This window comes from Ureibacillus sp. FSL K6-0786 (genome assembly GCF_037965165.1).
Classification (GTDB): Bacteria; Bacillota; Bacilli; order Bacillales_A; family Planococcaceae; genus Ureibacillus; species Ureibacillus thermosphaericus.
On the sequence record NZ_CP150191.1, the window covers coordinates 2,320,896 to 2,337,792 of the forward strand.

At 35.5% G+C, this 16,897-nt stretch carries 16 protein-coding genes; 8 read left to right on the plus strand and 8 right to left on the minus strand.

Annotated features, from left to right (window positions below; genetic code table 11):
* Positions 1-235: 235 nt before the first annotated feature.
* The 4 genes from NSQ18_RS11385 to NSQ18_RS11400 are packed head-to-tail and all read left to right on the plus strand — an operon-like array spanning position 236 to position 4,158.
* The gene (locus NSQ18_RS11385) at positions 236-1,279 is read left to right on the plus strand and encodes an iron-siderophore ABC transporter substrate-binding protein (protein ID WP_016838627.1); all 1,044 of its coding nucleotides are present in this window, start codon (positions 236-238) and stop codon (positions 1,277-1,279) included.
* 4 nt (positions 1,280-1,283) lie between these two features.
* A complete protein-coding gene (locus tag NSQ18_RS11390) occupies positions 1,284-2,318 on the plus strand; it encodes an iron ABC transporter permease (RefSeq protein ID WP_339289671.1) in 1,035 nt (344 codons plus the stop codon).
* Entirely contained in the window at positions 2,315-3,346 is a 1,032-nt protein-coding gene (locus tag NSQ18_RS11395) for an iron chelate uptake ABC transporter family permease subunit (RefSeq protein WP_016838629.1), read from the plus strand. Before NSQ18_RS11390 ends, NSQ18_RS11395 begins: the two co-directional genes overlap by 4 nt.
* Positions 3,346-4,158: an ABC transporter ATP-binding protein gene (locus tag NSQ18_RS11400; RefSeq protein WP_016838630.1), complete on the plus strand. Its 813-nt coding sequence runs from the start codon at positions 3,346-3,348 to the stop codon at positions 4,156-4,158. Before NSQ18_RS11395 ends, NSQ18_RS11400 begins: the two co-directional genes overlap by 1 nt.
* A 150-nt stretch (positions 4,159-4,308) precedes the next feature.
* Here the strand turns inward: NSQ18_RS11400 and NSQ18_RS11405 are convergent, their stop codons facing one another.
* Both NSQ18_RS11405 and NSQ18_RS11410 read right to left on the minus strand, forming a co-directional pair.
* On the minus strand, positions 4,309-4,866 hold the full coding sequence (locus NSQ18_RS11405; RefSeq protein ID WP_339288120.1) for a glutathione peroxidase: 558 nt from the start codon (positions 4,864-4,866) through the stop codon (positions 4,309-4,311).
* 127 nt (positions 4,867-4,993) lie between these two features.
* Entirely contained in the window at positions 4,994-5,194 is a 201-nt protein-coding gene (locus tag NSQ18_RS11410) for a cold-shock protein (RefSeq protein ID WP_016838632.1), read from the minus strand.
* A gap of 273 nt (positions 5,195-5,467) precedes the next feature.
* On the opposite strand from NSQ18_RS11410, the gene NSQ18_RS11415 reads away from it, so the two are divergent.
* Positions 5,468-6,046 (plus strand): nitroreductase family protein, encoded by a 579-nt coding sequence (locus NSQ18_RS11415; RefSeq protein ID WP_016838633.1) that lies wholly within the window; start codon positions 5,468-5,470, stop codon positions 6,044-6,046.
* Between the two features lie 156 nt (positions 6,047-6,202).
* On the opposite strand, the gene NSQ18_RS11420 is transcribed toward NSQ18_RS11415, so the two are convergent.
* From NSQ18_RS11420 to bioD, 6 genes are all read right to left on the minus strand, one after another.
* Positions 6,203-6,475, minus strand: coding sequence for a hypothetical protein (locus NSQ18_RS11420; protein WP_126434519.1), 273 nt, complete (start codon positions 6,473-6,475; stop codon positions 6,203-6,205).
* Positions 6,476-6,617: 142 nt separating this feature from the next.
* Positions 6,618-8,714, minus strand: coding sequence for a carbohydrate-binding domain-containing protein (locus NSQ18_RS11425; protein ID WP_339288124.1), 2,097 nt, complete (start codon positions 8,712-8,714; stop codon positions 6,618-6,620).
* A 656-nt stretch (positions 8,715-9,370) separates the two neighbouring features.
* Complete coding sequence (gene bioB, locus NSQ18_RS11430; RefSeq protein ID WP_016838636.1) at positions 9,371-10,369, minus strand: biotin synthase BioB; 999 nt, start codon at positions 10,367-10,369, stop codon at positions 9,371-9,373.
* Complete coding sequence (locus tag NSQ18_RS11435) at positions 10,366-10,944, minus strand: biotin transporter BioY (RefSeq protein ID WP_016838637.1); 579 nt, start codon at positions 10,942-10,944, stop codon at positions 10,366-10,368. Before NSQ18_RS11435 ends, bioB begins: the two co-directional genes overlap by 4 nt.
* Positions 10,941-12,311 carry an adenosylmethionine--8-amino-7-oxononanoate transaminase gene (gene bioA, locus NSQ18_RS11440; protein WP_339288127.1) on the minus strand — a complete coding sequence of 457 codons (1,371 nt, stop codon included), beginning with the start codon at positions 12,309-12,311 and terminating at the stop codon, positions 10,941-10,943. Before bioA ends, NSQ18_RS11435 begins: the two co-directional genes overlap by 4 nt.
* Positions 12,283-12,984 carry a dethiobiotin synthase gene (gene bioD / locus NSQ18_RS11445; RefSeq protein ID WP_016838639.1) on the minus strand — a complete coding sequence of 234 codons (702 nt, stop codon included), beginning with the start codon at positions 12,982-12,984 and terminating at the stop codon, positions 12,283-12,285. Before bioD ends, bioA begins: the two co-directional genes overlap by 29 nt.
* A gap of 349 nt (positions 12,985-13,333) precedes the next feature.
* Between bioD and NSQ18_RS11450 the strand changes: the two genes are divergently transcribed.
* From NSQ18_RS11450 to NSQ18_RS11460, 3 genes are all read left to right on the plus strand, one after another.
* Positions 13,334-15,034, plus strand: coding sequence for an S-layer homology domain-containing protein (locus tag NSQ18_RS11450; RefSeq protein WP_339288130.1), 1,701 nt, complete (start codon positions 13,334-13,336; stop codon positions 15,032-15,034).
* 275 nt (positions 15,035-15,309) lie between these two features.
* The gene (locus NSQ18_RS11455) at positions 15,310-15,657 is read left to right on the plus strand and encodes a hypothetical protein (RefSeq protein WP_339288132.1); all 348 of its coding nucleotides are present in this window, start codon (positions 15,310-15,312) and stop codon (positions 15,655-15,657) included.
* A 44-nt stretch (positions 15,658-15,701) separates the two neighbouring features.
* Positions 15,702-16,691: a ketoacyl-ACP synthase III gene (locus NSQ18_RS11460; protein WP_168411982.1), complete on the plus strand. Its 990-nt coding sequence runs from the start codon at positions 15,702-15,704 to the stop codon at positions 16,689-16,691.
* Positions 16,692-16,897 lie beyond the last annotated feature (206 nt).

A 16,897-nucleotide genomic window follows, 5' to 3' on the forward strand; every position in this document is an offset into this window, starting at 1 on the left:
GAAACACCATTTTACTCATTGACGATGGGGAGAAATGGTGTTTTTATTATGAAGGGATATTTTATTTTAATGTATGTCGGATAAAGAATCCTATTAAGGAATTATATTGAAATGAATTATGAAATTCCCATTTATAAATAGTTAATTAGTGATTGACAATCGGTTTGTAAAAATATTATATTATCATCGAAAATGATAATTATTATCAATTGCGAAATAAAAGAGGTGTACTAAGATGAAAAATAAAATATTCTCAATAGTTTTTACATTATTATTCATACTCTTGTTAGCAGGTTGTTCTGAACAATCCTCTAATCAATCAAATGGTGAAGAAAAAGAAACGAACACAAGCAATGAATCATCAGTAGAATATCCGATTGTCATTCAACATGCATTTGGTGAAACGGTAATTGAAAAGAAACCAGAACGAGTTGCAACTATCGCTTGGGCAAACCATGATGTTGCGCTTGCTTTAGGAGTTGTACCAGTAGGTTTTTCTGCTGCTAACTATGGCGTTCAAGATGATAGTGGCATGCTTCCATGGACAAAAGAAAAATTAAAAGAACTTGGTGTAGAAAAACCAAATATTTACCAAGATACAGATGGATTAGATTTTGAAGCAATTGCAGATAGTGAACCAGATGTTATTCTTGCGGCATATTCAGGCATTACAAAAGAAGAATACGATATTTTAACTGAAATTGCGCCAGTTGTTGCTTATCCAGAAACGCCTTGGGTAATATCTTGGAGAGATCAAATCTTATACAATGCAAAAGGTATGGGAATGGAAGAAGAAGGTAAACAACTGATTGCAGATACAGAAAACTTAATTAAAGAAAAGGTAAGCAAATATCCTGAATTAGCAGGAAAGAAAGCTGCTTTTGCGTCTATCAGTGCAGCAGATTTATCAAAATTCTATGTCTATACAACGCAAGACCCGCGCGGAGAGTTTCTTGAAGAGTTAGGAATGAAATATCCTGAAAGCTTACAAGAATTTATTGGAGATCCAAATAGTTTCTATATCGAAATGAGTGCAGAAAACGCAGATGCATTAAATGATGTAGACATTATCGTGACATATGGTGATGAGCAAACATTAAAAGCTCTTCAACAGGACTCAATTTTAGGAAAAGTACCGGCAATTCAAAAAGGTGCCGTTGTAGTCATTGGTGATAATACACCATTAGCAGCAGCTGGTAATCCGAATCCGCTTTCCATTGCGTACACCATCGATGAATATTTAAGTTTGCTTGCAGAAGCGGCAAAAAAGCTAAATTAATATGATGAAAACAACAACCTATAAAGAAAAAAAGCAAAACCTTATCCCGAAAAAATTGTTTGCACTGCTTATTGTCCTAATTGTTTTGCTGGGTGTTTGCATCATTGCTTCATTATTATTTGGTTCTCGAATCATTAGTTGGACGGATATAATGGATGGACTATTCCATTCCCATGTAGATTCCCATGAAGCAAATGTTGTACGGCAAAGGGTTGTCCGCACCATTTTTAGTATTATGACCGGAGTCGCTCTCGGAGTTTCGGGTGCCTTAATGCAATCGGTGACCCGAAATCCGATTGCGGATCCAAGCATATTAGGAGTCAATACGGGGGCAGCCCTTTTTGTCGTATGTGGAATTGCGTTCTTTCATATTAGCTCTGCCAGTCAATATATTTGGTTTGCGATTGTTGGAGCAATGATTACTGCAATATTTGTCTATTCCATTGGATCGATGGGAAGTGGCGGTGCAACACCATTGAAACTTGTGTTGGCAGGTGCCGCGACAAGTGCCATTTTGTCTTCGCTTGTTTCAGCGGTCATGATTCCGCGTACAAATGTTATGGATCAATTTCGATTTTGGCAAGTAGGTAGCGTGGGATCAGGCTCTTGGGATTCCATTTCAATTTTTCTCCCTTTCTTGTTAACAGGATGTATCATTGCCGTTATTACAGCTCCCGCATTAAATGCCATACTTTTAGGGGATGAGGTTGCTACTAGTTTAGGTGTACGGATTGGGTTCATTCGGCTAATTGCTGCATTCGGTGGCGTACTATTATGTGGTGCTGCAACAGCTCTTGCTGGCCCCATAGGATTTATCGGTTTACTTGCAACTCATGTTGTTCGATTAGTAATCGGACCGGATATGCGCTACATTATACCGCTGTCTGCTCTTACAGGAGCAATTATATTAACATTGTCAGATGTATGTGGAAGGTTGTTAGGTAGTCCTGGGGAATTAGAAGTCGGGGTTGTAACAGCCTTTATTGGTGCTCCTATATTAATTTTCATTACAATGAAATCGAAAGTTCGTGAAATATGATGAATGATACATTGAGTTTAATTCGATCAGCTCGTTCAAAAAGACAACGTCGCTTTGTAATTTTGACAGCATTACTGGGCTTAATCTCAGTAGTCTTATGCTTCATGATGCTGATGATTGGTAACACGATTTATCCTGTAAAAGACGTAATACGGGTACTTTTTGGTGAAGAAGTAAAGGGGGCATCCTTTGCTGTCGGAACAATTCGGTTACCTCGAATGGTGGCAGGAGTGTTTGCAGGTTTCGCCTTTGGTGCTGGTGGTTATGTATTTCAAACGATGTTACGGAACCCATTAGCCAATCCCAATGTGATTGGGATTACGACAGGTTCAAGCGCTGCGGCTGTTTTTTGCATCGTTATTCTTCATGCCAGTCTTGCAACCATTTCAATCGCTGCCGTAATGGGTGGTCTATGTACAGTATTGATTATTTATTTTTTAGCAAAAGGGAGTTCCTTCTCCATTGGAAGATTGATTTTAATCGGTATTGGCATTCAGGCGATGTTAAATTCTGTTATTTCTTATTTACTGTTGATTGGGAATCAACACGATATACCAACGGCAATGCGCTGGCTGAGCGGCAGTTTAAATGGGTTGAAATTGGAAACTCTTTATCCACTCATTTTCACTGTCATTCTTTTGACTCCGATTTTAATTATGTACGGTAAGCAATTGGAGATGTTGGAATTAGGAGATCAAACAGCGACATCGATTGGAGTAAATGTAAATAGAACGAGAATCATGTTGATGATAAGTTCCGTATTGATGATTGCTTTAGCTACGGCAACAACAGGGCCGATTGCTTTCGTTGCATTTCTTTCGGGGCCAATTGCCAATAGAATCATGGGTACAGGCTTTTCAAATATCATTCCTGCCGGGCTTGTTGGCGTAATCCTAGTATTGGCTGGGGATTTAATTGGTCAACATGCTTTCGAAGCTAGATATCCAGTGGGTGTGATTACCGGTATCCTTGGTGCACCTTACTTGTTATATTTATTAGTTCGTTTGAATCGAAAGGGTGGATTGTAATGAAACCTACACACGTGCTTTCAGTTGAAAATCTGTTTGCAGGATACGATAAGAAGACCGTTCTGCAAGACGTAACCATCACTATTCCAAGCAATAAAATCAGTATAATTATTGGTGGGAATGGTTGTGGGAAATCAACATTATTAAAAACGATGGCAAGATTAATAAAACCTGACTCTGGCCAAGTATTGTTGGATGGAAAACCGATTCATCAAATTCCCACTAAACAATTAGCTCGTGTGTTAGGGTATTTACCACAATCTCCTATCGTTCCAGAAGGAATTACGGTGGTTGATTTAGTAGGTCGAGGAAGATTTCCACATCATTCGTTTTTAAAAGGTTGGACGAGTCAAGATGATGATGCTGTAAGCGAAGCAATGGAAATCATGAACATTACCGATTTAGCCGATCGTTATATTGATGAACTTTCGGGTGGCCAAAGACAGCGTGTATGGATTGCAATGGCCCTTGCTCAACAAACGGATATTTTATTTTTGGATGAACCAACAACCTATTTGGATATTACATATCAAGTAGAAATACTGGATATGCTTACAGATTTAAATCGAAAACGCGGCACAACGATTGTTTTGGTGCTTCATGATATCAATTTATCTGCCCGATATGCAGATCATATTTTTGCCTTTAAGCAAGGTAAATTAGTGGCGGAAGGGACTCCATCAGAAGTTATCAGTAGCCAATTAATTAAAGATATTTTTGGACTCGATTGCACTGTCGTTCAAGATCCTGTTTCATTATCACCATCAATCGTCCCAATTGGACGATATCATAATCATCTGGTGAAGAGTTAGAAAGGGAATAGGGACTCGAGCCTTCTAGAAAATGTCTAGAAGGCTCTTAAATTTCCTATTTTTCCGTTAACAGCTTTTGCAAATAAAGAGCAAATTAGAATATATCCCCAATCCTTTTCTAATCCGCTCATAAATTGACAATCCCATCATTTATGCAATAGAAGTTTTTACTGCGTCTTGAATCGCATTTTCCACATCTAGTATAGAATCGGTTGGTTCAAAGCGTTTCACTACATTTCCATTTGCATCCACAATAAATTTAGTAAAATTCCATCGAATGTTTTTTCCATCAAGGGCAAGAGGGGTACTTTCTTGAATTTTAGATTTTAGTATCTTTTCTTCAAAATCGATTCCGAACTCGCGGCATTCTGCTTGTTCTTTTAAATATTCAAATAGCGGATGAGCTTCATCTCCATTGACATCAATTACATCAAAAATCGGGAACGTTACACCGAAATTTATTTTACACATTCTTTCTGTTTCTTTTCCATCTTCAGGATTTTGTTCAGCAAATTGATTGCTTGGGAAACCTAATATGATGAGACCTTGATTTGCAAATTTTTCATACAATCTTTGTAAATCTTCAAATTGATATGTAAAACGGCAGTGGTTTGCAGTGTTTACTATTAACATCGTTTTATTGCGATAAGTTTCCATTGAAAGAATTTCACCGTTTGGTTTTTTTATAAGAAATTCATAAATAGACATGCTCTAATCCCCTTCATCTATTATTTTATTCTAATAATTATTATATAATAATTATTATAAAAGTCGAAAAAAATGCTTATCATATGGAATAAAAAAATCCTCTGCCTTTTGCAGAGGATCAACGTATTTATCGTTTCACAACGTTTGTTGCTTGAGGTCCACGGTTGCCTTCTTCCACTGAAAACTCAACTTTTTGACCTTCTTCAAGTGTTTTGAAGCCGTCTCCTTGAATTGCGGTGTAATGGACAAATACATCGATTCCACCTTCAACTTCAATGAATCCATAACCTTTTTCTGAGTTAAACCATTTTACTGTACCTTGATTCATTTTAAAAAAACCTCCAAATTTAATTTTCCATAATTACATTTTTAAACTAAAAAAATTCACACATTACAAAAAGTACCAAACGAACACGATTACTTTTTGTAATATGTGAATTCATTAGATAAAAATTATATAATTATTAATTCATAATAAAACAAAAAATAGATTTTGTCAAATGTTTTTCGTTACAAGAATCCGTGTTGATAAGCATTATTTATTAATTTTTCATTAATTTATGTTAATATAACAAGCGCAACTAAATAGGAGGGAATATAAATGGATTTTTTTGAAGCAGTGAAAAATCGCCGTTCTATTCGTGTATTGGAAGATGTAGCTGTTGTTCCAGATGAACAAGTTATTGAAATTGTAGAATCCGCATTAAATCATACACCAACTGCATTCAATGGACAGGAAACTCGCGTGGTGATTTTGTTTGGGGAAAATCATAAAAAACTTTGGAACGATACAGAAGAAATTGCCCGAAAGAAAACTAAGGAGGATTTTGCACGAATAGAGGAGCGAATTAATGGGTTTCGCAATGGTCATGGAACGATTTTATTCTTCCAAGACAGAGATGTAATCAGAGGTTTACAAGAAAAAATGCCTCAATTTCATGATGAGTTAGAAGTATGGTCTCAACAAAATCAAGGTATGCTTCAATATGTAGTTTGGACAGGGTTGGAAGCTGTAGGCTATGCAGCATCCCTTCAACATATGGAAATAAATATTCAACCGGAATGGAATGTTCCTGATAGCTGGAAGATTATTGCTCAAATGCCTTTCGGAAAACAAGTACAACCATTAATGGAAAAAGAAATAATTCCAGTCGAAAAGAAACTTATTGTCGTTAAGTAAAAGATTGCGAACGTTAAAGATAGGGGAAAGTGGCTGGCTGTGAGCTGATTTCTGTTTAGTTAGGAATGATGGAAAATTATTTCATCATCATAAAATGAGTAGCTTGCGAAAAGTCAATTAGGACTTGTTGCAAGCTTTTATGTTCAGTACACTCTTTCAATAATATTTTTTCCTCCCTTTCTGTTTTTGAATTTCTTGTGTTAAATATTGAACTTGTTTTTCAAGCTTTGCTATTCTTTCATCATATTCTTGAACTTTTTGTTGAGATTGTTGAAATTCATCTATGGAAAGTAGTTCTGCATAGGAAGAAATGATATCCCCTATTGTTGAAAGAAAAATTCCGATAATCCCTAATTTTATTGAGATATCTTCAGATGAGTTGGAGGATGTTGAATTCATCGGATTTGAATGATCATAATTTTTCATCATTCTTCCCCCCAATTCCAGTATCTTTTATATTATATGAATAACTATTGAATTGGGAACAGCAAAATCGAATATTAATGAAGTTTAGCTATCATTGCGAAGCATTACTATGAATGAAGGGCGTCGTAAAATTTGACGCCCTTTTTTATAGTGGAGCCCTCATTGGTTCGTTGTGAAAGAACAGATTGACTTCGCGATTTTCTTTAATAACATTATTCTCATGTAAAAAGGTCATTGGGGATGTTATCGTAAATTCCACTGAAAATTTCCCGTTTTGATAATTTGTATTTCGATAGAGTCCATCGATACTTTCACCAGATAAAATACCGCCATAATGAAGGGTATATGTTTGGTTCAATTTCAAATCAGGAGTGCTAATGACAATCGATTGGAATTCTTTTTCAGGTTTAACAGCAATAATTTCATTTTCCTTTGAATCGGTGATATAAAGGCTTGTATTTGCTTGTTGCTCTTTAAGAAAAGTCATCATAATTGTGTTTTGACTAGAATTATTGGAAACCCCTTGTGCTTTACCGTCGCTGCCCGCAGCTATGAGGATACCGCCTTCCATCAGAAATGTGTGGTCATAGTCTAATGGACCATTGTTGTTATTGGTTGGACCATAGACAATCACCGTACCACCTGTCATTCTAATGGAACCGTTCGAGTCGAGTCCGTCACCATCTGCATTGACGTATAAATAGCCACCTTCAATTAATAATAATCTTTCGTCATTGTTCGATTGATTTGTTTGTGAATTTTCGCCTTGTATATTCACTCCATCATCTTCCGCAAATACATGGTACGTTCCATCACGAATAATAATTTTTTTCCCTTCAATGCCTTCATAACTTTTTGCAATGTTTACATTTCCGCCTTCTAGTGTAACGGTATCATCAGCGTGAATGGCATCGTCTTCGGTAGAAATGTGAATGATACCATCTGATATAAAAATATCTTTACCATGAATGGCATCCTCGAGTGAGTTGATGTTGAATGTTCCCCCCATAATCGAAATGCTTGTGTCTGCCTTAATTCCTTTTGTGCTTTTATTACTCGGAACTCGATTATTTTGAAGAATAGGTGAATTCATTTCTTCTTGTGGTAGTGGTTGTTTTACAGGATTGGGTGATGCCGTAGAAAATTGCGGTAGCATTGACCCGTTCATTTGCTTATCAGAGAAACTAGAAGAATCAGAGGGCATTGGTATGGAAATTTGTTGTAACATTTCGGGATTCGCTTGTAAAATGGCTAGCGCTTTATCGTATGTTTCCACGCCTTCCAATTGTTTTTTTACTTCATCAGAAACTTCAATATGATGAAGAAGATATTCGATTAATTCTCGATTATTAAAATTCGTCCCCGTTGATATTTCTTCAGATGTTTCAATTCTTTTTTGACCACCGCCACCTGTAGTAATAGTATATTTTCCTCCTCTGATAGCAACGATTTTTTCGCTTTGAATCCCATCGCCACCTGCATTGATTGTGAAGGTACCACTTTCTAATACGATATGACCTTTTGACTGAACTTCATGGTTGGTGGATTTTAGCCCATCACCGCCAACCGTTAAATTGATTATTGCATCTTTTATGGCTAGTAAGTCGCTTCCGATGATTCCGTCGTCAGGTGCGGTAATGTCGATGGTTCCTCCTGTTATTTTTAAATCGTCGTTGCAGTTAATGGCATCATTAAAGTGGCTTTTAATTGTTAAGGTACCGGGTCCGTTGATGGTTAAGTCATCTTTACTATAGATTGTAGCGGTTGGTTGATCTGTAACGTTTTCATAGACATACTCGGATGCATCCGTAAGGGTATTAATTGTATTTTCTTCAAGAGTGATGATGGTTTTATCTGCTTGTTTAATATATATTGGGGAAGTGGTAGATGAATGAATGGTGGCACCATTGAATACGAGGCGAACATTTCCGGAATCCTTAGTATCAACGATTATTTGCCCGTCATCCAGTGCACCTTCAAAGACATATGTGCCAGTTGTATAAATGAAAATTTGATTTCCTTCTACAACGGCTCCATCATTTCCATCGATTGTTGCAGTTATTCCTTTTAACTGAATCAAAGTAAACGTATCTTCTTGCCAAGGAGAGTAGTAGTCGCTTTTCTCATAAGAAACAAGTTTCGAGATGTCCTTTTGCTCCTCTACCGCTTTGTCTGTACATCCACAAATTAATAAAAAAGAACAAAGGGATAGGAACATGAATATCATTTGATTTTTCGCCATCAAATTCTCCTTTATTTTTACTAGGCTTACTAATAAATGGTTCTACTGTTTTATTTATGCTGTAAAATTCTTCTCATAACCTGCTAAGTTTGAGTTTTGAATGATTTTCAGTTACTTGTATTTCGAATGCAATTTCCGTCTAAGGAGGATAATAGTCAAAGGAGTAAACATAATAGTTAATCGATAAAAACAGCCTAGAGTGACGGGAGATAATAGTCAAACTTCCGAAGATAATAGTCATTCACGAGAGGATAATAGTCAAAGGGGCAAACATAATAGCCAATCGATAAAAAAAGCCTCGAGCGATGGGAGATAATAGTCAAACTTCCAAAGATAATAGTCATTCACGAGAGGATAATAGTCAAAGGAACGAACATAATAGTCAATCGATAAAAATAGCCGCAAGCGATGGACGATAATAGTCAAACTTCCAAAGATAATAGTCATTCACGAGAGGATAATAGTCAAAGGAACGAACATAATAGCCAATCGATAAAAATAGCCGCAAGCGATGGACGATAATAGTCAAATTTCAGAAGATAATAGTCATTCACGAGAGGATAATAGTCAAAGGAACGAACATAATAGCCATGCCTCCAAAGAAAAAAGAGCGAAACAACTATTCGCTCTTATTCAATCATAGAGGGTATATTCCATTAAACATTTAATAATTCCTGTTGTTTTTCAGTGAGTTCAATTTCAAATCCTAAGTCCTCAAGCATTTTATAATCTTGATTTTTTTCTTGTCCTTCCGTTGTTAAGTAATCACCGACAAAGATGCTGTTTGCTGCGTATAGTCCAAGCGGTTGCAAGGAGCGCAGATTTACTTCACGCCCACCAGAGATACGAATTTCTTTTGTTGGATTCATGTAGCGGAATAATGCAAGCACTTTTAAGCAATAGCGAGGATTCAGCTCATTCGTCCCTTCCAGTTTTGTTCCCTCAATGGCATGTAAGAAGTTAACTGGAATTGAATCTGCATCAAGTGCTCGTAAAGCCCGAGCAATATCAACTACATCTTGCTTTGTTTCTTTCATTCCGATAATGGCGCCAGAGCAAGGTGAAAGGCCGTGTTTTTTCACGATATCGATCGTATTGATCCGGTCTTGGTACGTATGAGTTGTCGTAATGAATTCGTGATGTCTTTCTGAAGTATTAATGTTATGGTTGTATCGATCAACCCCTGCTTCTTTTAACTGTTCTGCTTGTTCCTCTTTCAATATCCCTAAACAAGCACATACTTTTAATCCGTACTTTTCTTTAATTTCTTTTACTGCTTCACTAACCACGTTCACATCTTTTCGAGTTGGACCGCGGCCGCTTGCAACAATGCAATAAGTGCCAATTTTATTTTCAAAAGCAATTCTCGCGCCTTCTAAAATTTGTTCTTTTGTAATAAAAGGATATTTTTCGATAGGGGCTGTGGATTTTGAAGATTGAGCACAATAGCCGCAATCTTCAGGGCAGTACCCGCTTTTAGCATTCATAATCATGTTCAATTTCACTTTTTTGCCGAAGTAGTGTTTACGAATCGTAAAAGCTCCATGTAATAATGGCAGTAGTTCATCATCGTCAGCGTTCAAAATCTCCATTGCTTCTTCATTAGAAAGTTCTTTTCCGTTAATAACTTCTTGTGCTAAAGTTTGCCATTTCATTTAGGTACCTCCAATACATTGAACATTTTTTTATTTAATAAGAAGTAAATTCTTCTTGCAAACAGTCCAGTAACTATTGCTAATACAATGTCAACACCAACAGTGCTTAAAAAAGCAGTCATAAATACGGTTGATGCACTTGTTGGCATGTCCAGCAAGAAATTTAGTGCAAAGTATACGTATGGCGCACCAATTGCATAAATAACGAAAGTGCCGACTAAATTTGCAACAACAAATCGTAAGCGGGAAGGTTCTTCTCCTCCACGTTCAATGATGTATCCTATAATAAAAGCACCAACAGCAAAGCCGACTAAATAACCGAAAGTAGGTTGCAATACATATGTCAGTCCTCCACCTTGAGTAAAGACAGGTAGCCCTGCTAAACCAACAAAGATATATACTAATTGACTTTGTAAACCTCTTTTACTGCCTAAAATGGAGCCAGCTAAAAAAACAATGATAATTTGCATTGTAAATGGAACGATTGGCAATGGTATTTTGATAAATGCTCCTATCGCGGTCAATGCAGCGAATATCGCTACTAATGTAAGTGAAAAAATCTGTGAATTTCTCATATAATTCCCACCTTTTTCTTTTTGAAAAATTCGACAATTTCTTCTTTAGCTGTATTAACCATCCATTCTATTTCCTCTTCAGAAATGATATATGGTGGCATGAAATATAAAATATTGCCAAGGGGTCTTAGTAAAATTCCTCTATTTAATGCTCTTTTATAAATTCGATAGCCGATTCGCTCTTCACTTGGGAGAGGGGCTTTTGTTTTTTTGTCTGCAACTAATTCAATTGCGCCAACAAATCCTGTTTGTCGATATTCACCGACATATGGAAGTGAATCGAAGGCTTCGTGTGCTAATTTATTTAAAAGTTTTGCTTTCTTTGCAATTTTTTCTAATACTTGCTCTTCTTCAAATATGGCAAGCACTTCTTGGGCCGCTCGCAATGCAAGTGGATTGCCTGAGTAGCTGTGGGAATGCAAGAAAGCTTTCATTGTGCCGTAATCGTCATAAAACGCATAGTAAATTTTGTTTGTTGTTAGCACTGCTGAAAGCGGCAAATATCCTCCGGTAATGCCTTTCGATAAGCAGAGAAAATCCGGTGTTATATCTGCTTGTTCACATGCAAATAACGTTCCAGTTCTTCCAAAACCAACCGCAATTTCATCCGCAATAAGATGCACGTCGTATTGATCGCACAATGTCCGTAATTTTTTTAAGAAAACGGGAGGATACATATTCATGCCGCCTGCAATTTGAATTAACGGTTCAATAATGGCAGCAGAAAGAGTATCAGCATGCATCTTAAATTGCTCTTCCACAAACATTGCACAAGGAGCATCGCAAGTACCTGGATGTTCAGCAAATGGACAGCGATAACAATTTGGTCCTTCTGCTTGAACAACATTTAATAAAAGAGGTTGAAAAACTTTGTTATATAAATCTACCGCCCCGACTGACAAAGCTCCGAGCGTTTCTCCGTGATAAGCATTTGTAAAAGTTAAGAAGCGTTGTTTTTTTGGTTGTCCAGTTTGAGCACGATATTGAAAGCTCATCTTTAACGCTATTTCAATGGCAGCTGAACCGTTATCTGCAAAAAATACTTTTTCTAATCCATCCGGAGTTTTTTCAACCAGTTTTGTTGCCACATGTATAGCTGGTTCATGGGTAAAGTTCGCAAAAATTACATGCTCTAATTTTTTTGCTTGGTCGGCAATTGCCTTGCTAATGCGCGGATTGGCATGGCCAAATAAGTTGACCCACCAAGATGAAACGGCATCTAAATAGCGATTTCCTTGCTTGTCATATAGCCAAATGCCTTCACCTCTCTCTATAACGATTGGTGGAAATGTTTCATAGTCTTTCATTTGGGAACATGGGTGCCAAATATATTTAAAGTCAAGATCTTGTAGTTCGGAGTAATTCACGATTCATCAGCCTTTCGAAAATCGTTTCTTCATCAAAGCTTTCAATCGTTCGATTTCCTTCCACAACGACAAATTGTTGATGGGGAATAAAACGTTGTAAAGTTTGAATATTATTTTTTTCGATTTCACTATGTTCGTATTGGTTGATAACGATTCCGAGCAATTCAATTCCTCTTGCATTTAATGCGCCAATTGACAACAATGTGTGATTGATTGTGCCAAGTTTCGGATGGGTAACTAATACAACAGGTAGTTTCGAGCGTTGAATGATATCTAGTAAAGTTAAAGAAGTATGAGATTGCAGAGGTACATAAAGTCCTCCAGCCCCTTCACAAATCACAACATCATATTCATCCTGTAATTGTTCAATTTTATTGAGTATTTTTGCTCCGCTAATCCACTCTCCCTCAAGTTCTGCTGCATAATGAGGAGAAGCAGGAGCGGGGAAAGAATATGAATTAATGGAATTAGGCGATAATGGTTGCAAACTATAATTTAGGTAACTAGACGTATCATGATAGTAGGTTTTATTGTTCTTTTTCATGACGCCTGTTTGTACCGGCTTATAAGGAACCACTTTGAATCCTTTTTTTTGCAAATAGCGCATTAATAATGTGGCAATAAAGGTTTTTCCTACATCTGTGTCTGTTCCAACGACCCAAAAATGGTTCAAAACATCACCTTCTTAGTTGTTTTTTGTTAACTGGATTAATTCATAAGTTAACACAATTTATTTTCCACGTAAATACCAATTTTTGAATTTTATATTCGAATAGGTAATTGGGAGGCTTTCATAAACAGAAAGTAATGGGTGGAAGAGAGAATACTATTTTGAAACAATATGGAACATTTCTTTTGTTTATACGGACTAATAAATAGGGGGTTGGAATTTGTATTATTTTCCAAACGAAAGATAGACTGGAATTAATTGCTGAAACTATCATCTATTTTGTAGAAAAGGTATAATTATCATATTGAAGCGGATGACGTTCATTTGATTAATGCATATTGGAGGATTTTTTATGAAAAAGAAAAAATGGTTGAATTTATTTACCGCAGCGACTGCTGTCACGATTGCTGCAACAGCAGTTCCCGTTGCTTCAAGTGCGGCACAATTTTCAGATATAAAAGGTGACACTCATGAACAGGCAATTGTTCAATTAGTGGATGCAGGAATTATTAAAGGATATCCTGATGGGACATTTAGAGCTTATCAAGATTTAACGTGTTCCGATGTAGTGAAATTGATTGGTAGATTTATAAAGTTACAAGGCTATGAAATTCCTAGCGATTATAAAACGAATATGCGCTTTTTAGACCTTTCTAAAAATACGGATGATGAGTTGCTTCAGTATTCAGCACTAGTAAAAGATGCAGGGATTTTTGAAGGGAATCGATTAAATCCAACACAAGCAATGATCCGTGAAGATATGGCGGTGATTTTAGCAAATACATTATCAAAAATTTATCAAGTTGACGTTCATCATTATGTTGATGCTCAATCTTTTGAAATTGAAGTGACTGATATACAAGAAGCGAAAGAAAGTGCCCGTTCATCAATTCAAGTATTAGACTACTTTAACATAACGAATGTAAAAGAATTCAAACCCAAAGCTACTTTAAAGAGAGGGCAATTTGCTTCATTTTTACAAAGACTGATAAACACTACGCTAACGGAAAAACTCTTCCAAGTGAAAAAGGTTGAAGTAGTAGGGAACGAAATCGTAGTTCAATTTAATGAAGCAGTCAACTTGCCAACATCAACTAGTTCGAAGGAAATAGCAACATATTTCAAATTAGTAGGATTAGAAAATGAAGTATTTGCAAAAGGTGAATTAAATAAAGAGGGGGATTCATACACAATTACCCTTAATTCAAAAAATGAAGGAAACTATCGCTTCGAAATAAAAGGGGTACCTTCAAAATCAGGAAAAATTTTACCAGCATTTGACAAACGAATTAGTATTCAGAAAACTGAAGAACCAAAAGAAGAAACAAGGTTTGTAGTAGAAAGTGAAAAATTCGTTCTTGGAGTTACTCCAGATGGTCAAATAGTAGATAAATATGATGCAAATATTAAGGTTTATGGTTTCGTGAATCATGATAAAGTCGAATTACCAAGCAGTGCTTACACCATTACAACGAATAGCAAATATTTAAATGTAGATGGTAATAAAGTGACTGCGAATGTTGATGCCATTGAAGCAGATGGTATTTTAGATGAGGAAAATCAAACTTATGAAGCTGATATTTTCATCACCATTAACCAAACAGGCGAACAAATCAAGCATACTCTTACACTTTCAAGTGAAAAGGTAAAGGTAAATGGTAAATTCGTTTTAATCAATAAAAATTCTTTAAGTCAGAAAGAATTAAAAGAGATTGATGTAGAAGTTTCTGAATATGGTTTAGTATTAACAGCAACTGATTTATTCAAAGAAATCTATGAAGAGGGTTATTTTGAAATAGAGGATCAATACGGTAAAGAAGCAAACTTTAATCCGAATACAGGGCTAGTTACCTTTGCAGACGGATCCTCAAGGGAAATTCGTCCAATTATTACAAACATTAATACTACAAATGATCAATATGAAATCTCCTACAATGGAACAATAAACTTAATGATTGGTTTAGGAGAAAAAGGGCTATCCCGAGGAGACTCTTTCAATTTAAAATTAAGCATTGATGATGCAACGGTTATTGTAAAAGTTTATATGAGATAAATTTGTAATTAGGGATATTAAACTAGATTAGGGTTTAGTTTAATATCCCTTTTTTATTATGTTTCAAAAAAATTGATAGTTATTTCTAACTTTTTAAAAAATTCCGCAATAGGTAATTGATATTTTTTGATGAACTTAATATATTACTATTGGTATAAATTGTTATACTTTGAAAAACAAAACTATTATACTTATAGTGTTATTGAATTATTAGGTATATAGTTTTATTTTTCTGATTTATTATTACAAATTTATTATTGGAAGGATGGAATAGTATGAGAGAAGGATTTTACTCTATTCAAGTAAATTCAGTGCAAAAAGTAGTGAATATGGTTGTAGGAGGCTCATTTTCTCCAGAAAAAGTGCAACAATTATTAAATGATTACCATAAGAACCTTGATCCGATTCCAGCTAGTCAATATGAATTACGCTTTGATTGTCGTGATTTAAATGTTATAACGCAAGATATGATTCCACATTTACAAGGATGTTTCGAACTTTATAAAACTACAGGGTTTAAAAAAGTAGTTGTGGAAATTAAACAAAGTGCAATTATTAAAATGCAATTGAATAGAATTGCAAAAACTGTAGGTTTAGAGCCATTTGAAGTAGTTGAAGTATAATTGTTCTTCTCGTTTCAAAGTTGTATAGGAGGCTTTTAGTAAGCATGACGCATGTTCAAATAAAAGAAGTGGAAGTCTATCATCCAAATCATGTTGTAAATAGTCAGAAGTATATTGATTACTTTAAAGAAAATAAAGGGAAAGATATTTCTAATTTATTAGAAACTTTAGGAAGAAAGAATTATTATCAAATAAATAATTCGGAAGAAAATAGTATAACGATGGCAATCGACGCTTCTAAGCGAGTTTTAGAGAAAGCAGGAGTAGAAGGAAAAGATGTCGATATGATTATCTTTTCTTCCCAAGTACCTGAGTTGACATTCCCTACAAATGCAATTTTTGTTCATGAGGCAATTCAAGGGAAAAAAGATTGTATTGTTTACGACAGTAATGCTAACTGTGCAGGAATGACGATTGCGGTTGAACAAGCTTCCCGATACTTGTTAAGCAATCCCCACATCACCAATGCATTAGTAGTAGGTTCTGACTATTTGTCTCTTGTTGCAAATCCGGATGAAGAAATTACATATGCTAGCTTTGGAGATGCTGCAGCGGCTGTATTTCTTGAAAAAACGGAAGAAGATACAGGGTTTATCGATGCAATTTACGAAACGGATTCTTCTTTTAAAGAAAATATTTTATATCCAGATCAAGGTTTTTCTAAATATGTATTGAATAAAGAGTTTCCTGGTTATATTCGTTGGCTTCCATTCGATGGTGCTGTTTCATTGCCGTATGCGTATGAAAAAATAGAAAAACTTTTGCATCGAAATAATTTACAAATTGAAGATGTGGATGCATTTTGCTTTTCACAATTTGCCCTATCAAATATCAAAAATCTTCAAGAAAGATTTAATATACCTGATGAGAAAATTATCTATATAGGAGACCAGTATGGTTATACTGGAACAAGCTCACCATTCGTCTCTCTTTATGAAGGAATTCAATCCAATCGAATTAAGCGAGGAGATATCGTATTGTTCTGGACAATTGGTGGTGGGCACGAATTTATTGCAATGCTTTATAAGTATTAATACATATTAGAAAAAATATAAAATGATAGCCCCGTAAAAGTTAAACACATTACGAAACTTTTACGGGGGTTATTTTTTGTACATTGATAATAGAAATATGTGTTAAAACTTTTTAAAATTCTATTAGTATAAAAGTAAAATATGCTTCCTAATATAAGTTGTGTTAAAATTCTTTAATATTACAAAATTCAAATATTATTAAAGGA

Coding starts and splice junctions, on each gene's coding strand:
- NSQ18_RS11410 (WP_016838632.1), bottom strand. CDS start 5,194: ATGAATCAAGGTACAGTAAAATGGTTTAACTCAGAAAAAGGTTATGGA.
- NSQ18_RS11450 (WP_339288130.1), top strand. CDS start 13,334: ATGAAAAAGAAAAAATGGTTGAATTTATTTACCGCAGCGACTGCTGTC.
- NSQ18_RS11420 (WP_126434519.1), bottom strand. CDS start 6,475: ATGATGAAAAATTATGATCATTCAAATCCGATGAATTCAACATCCTCC.
- NSQ18_RS11390 (WP_339289671.1), top strand. CDS start 1,284: ATGAAAACAACAACCTATAAAGAAAAAAAGCAAAACCTTATCCCGAAA.
- NSQ18_RS11435 (WP_016838637.1), bottom strand. CDS start 10,944: ATGAGAAATTCACAGATTTTTTCACTTACATTAGTAGCGATATTCGCT.
- NSQ18_RS11415 (WP_016838633.1), top strand. CDS start 5,468: ATGGATTTTTTTGAAGCAGTGAAAAATCGCCGTTCTATTCGTGTATTG.
- NSQ18_RS11405 (WP_339288120.1), bottom strand. CDS start 4,866: ATGTCTATTTATGAATTTCTTATAAAAAAACCAAACGGTGAAATTCTT.
- bioB (WP_016838636.1), bottom strand. CDS start 10,369: ATGAAATGGCAAACTTTAGCACAAGAAGTTATTAACGGAAAAGAACTT.
- NSQ18_RS11460 (WP_168411982.1), top strand. CDS start 15,702: ATGACGCATGTTCAAATAAAAGAAGTGGAAGTCTATCATCCAAATCAT.
- NSQ18_RS11455 (WP_339288132.1), top strand. CDS start 15,310: ATGAGAGAAGGATTTTACTCTATTCAAGTAAATTCAGTGCAAAAAGTA.
- NSQ18_RS11400 (WP_016838630.1), top strand. CDS start 3,346: ATGAAACCTACACACGTGCTTTCAGTTGAAAATCTGTTTGCAGGATAC.
- NSQ18_RS11425 (WP_339288124.1), bottom strand. CDS start 8,714: ATGGCGAAAAATCAAATGATATTCATGTTCCTATCCCTTTGTTCTTTT.
- NSQ18_RS11385 (WP_016838627.1), top strand. CDS start 236: ATGAAAAATAAAATATTCTCAATAGTTTTTACATTATTATTCATACTC.
- NSQ18_RS11395 (WP_016838629.1), top strand. CDS start 2,315: ATGATGAATGATACATTGAGTTTAATTCGATCAGCTCGTTCAAAAAGA.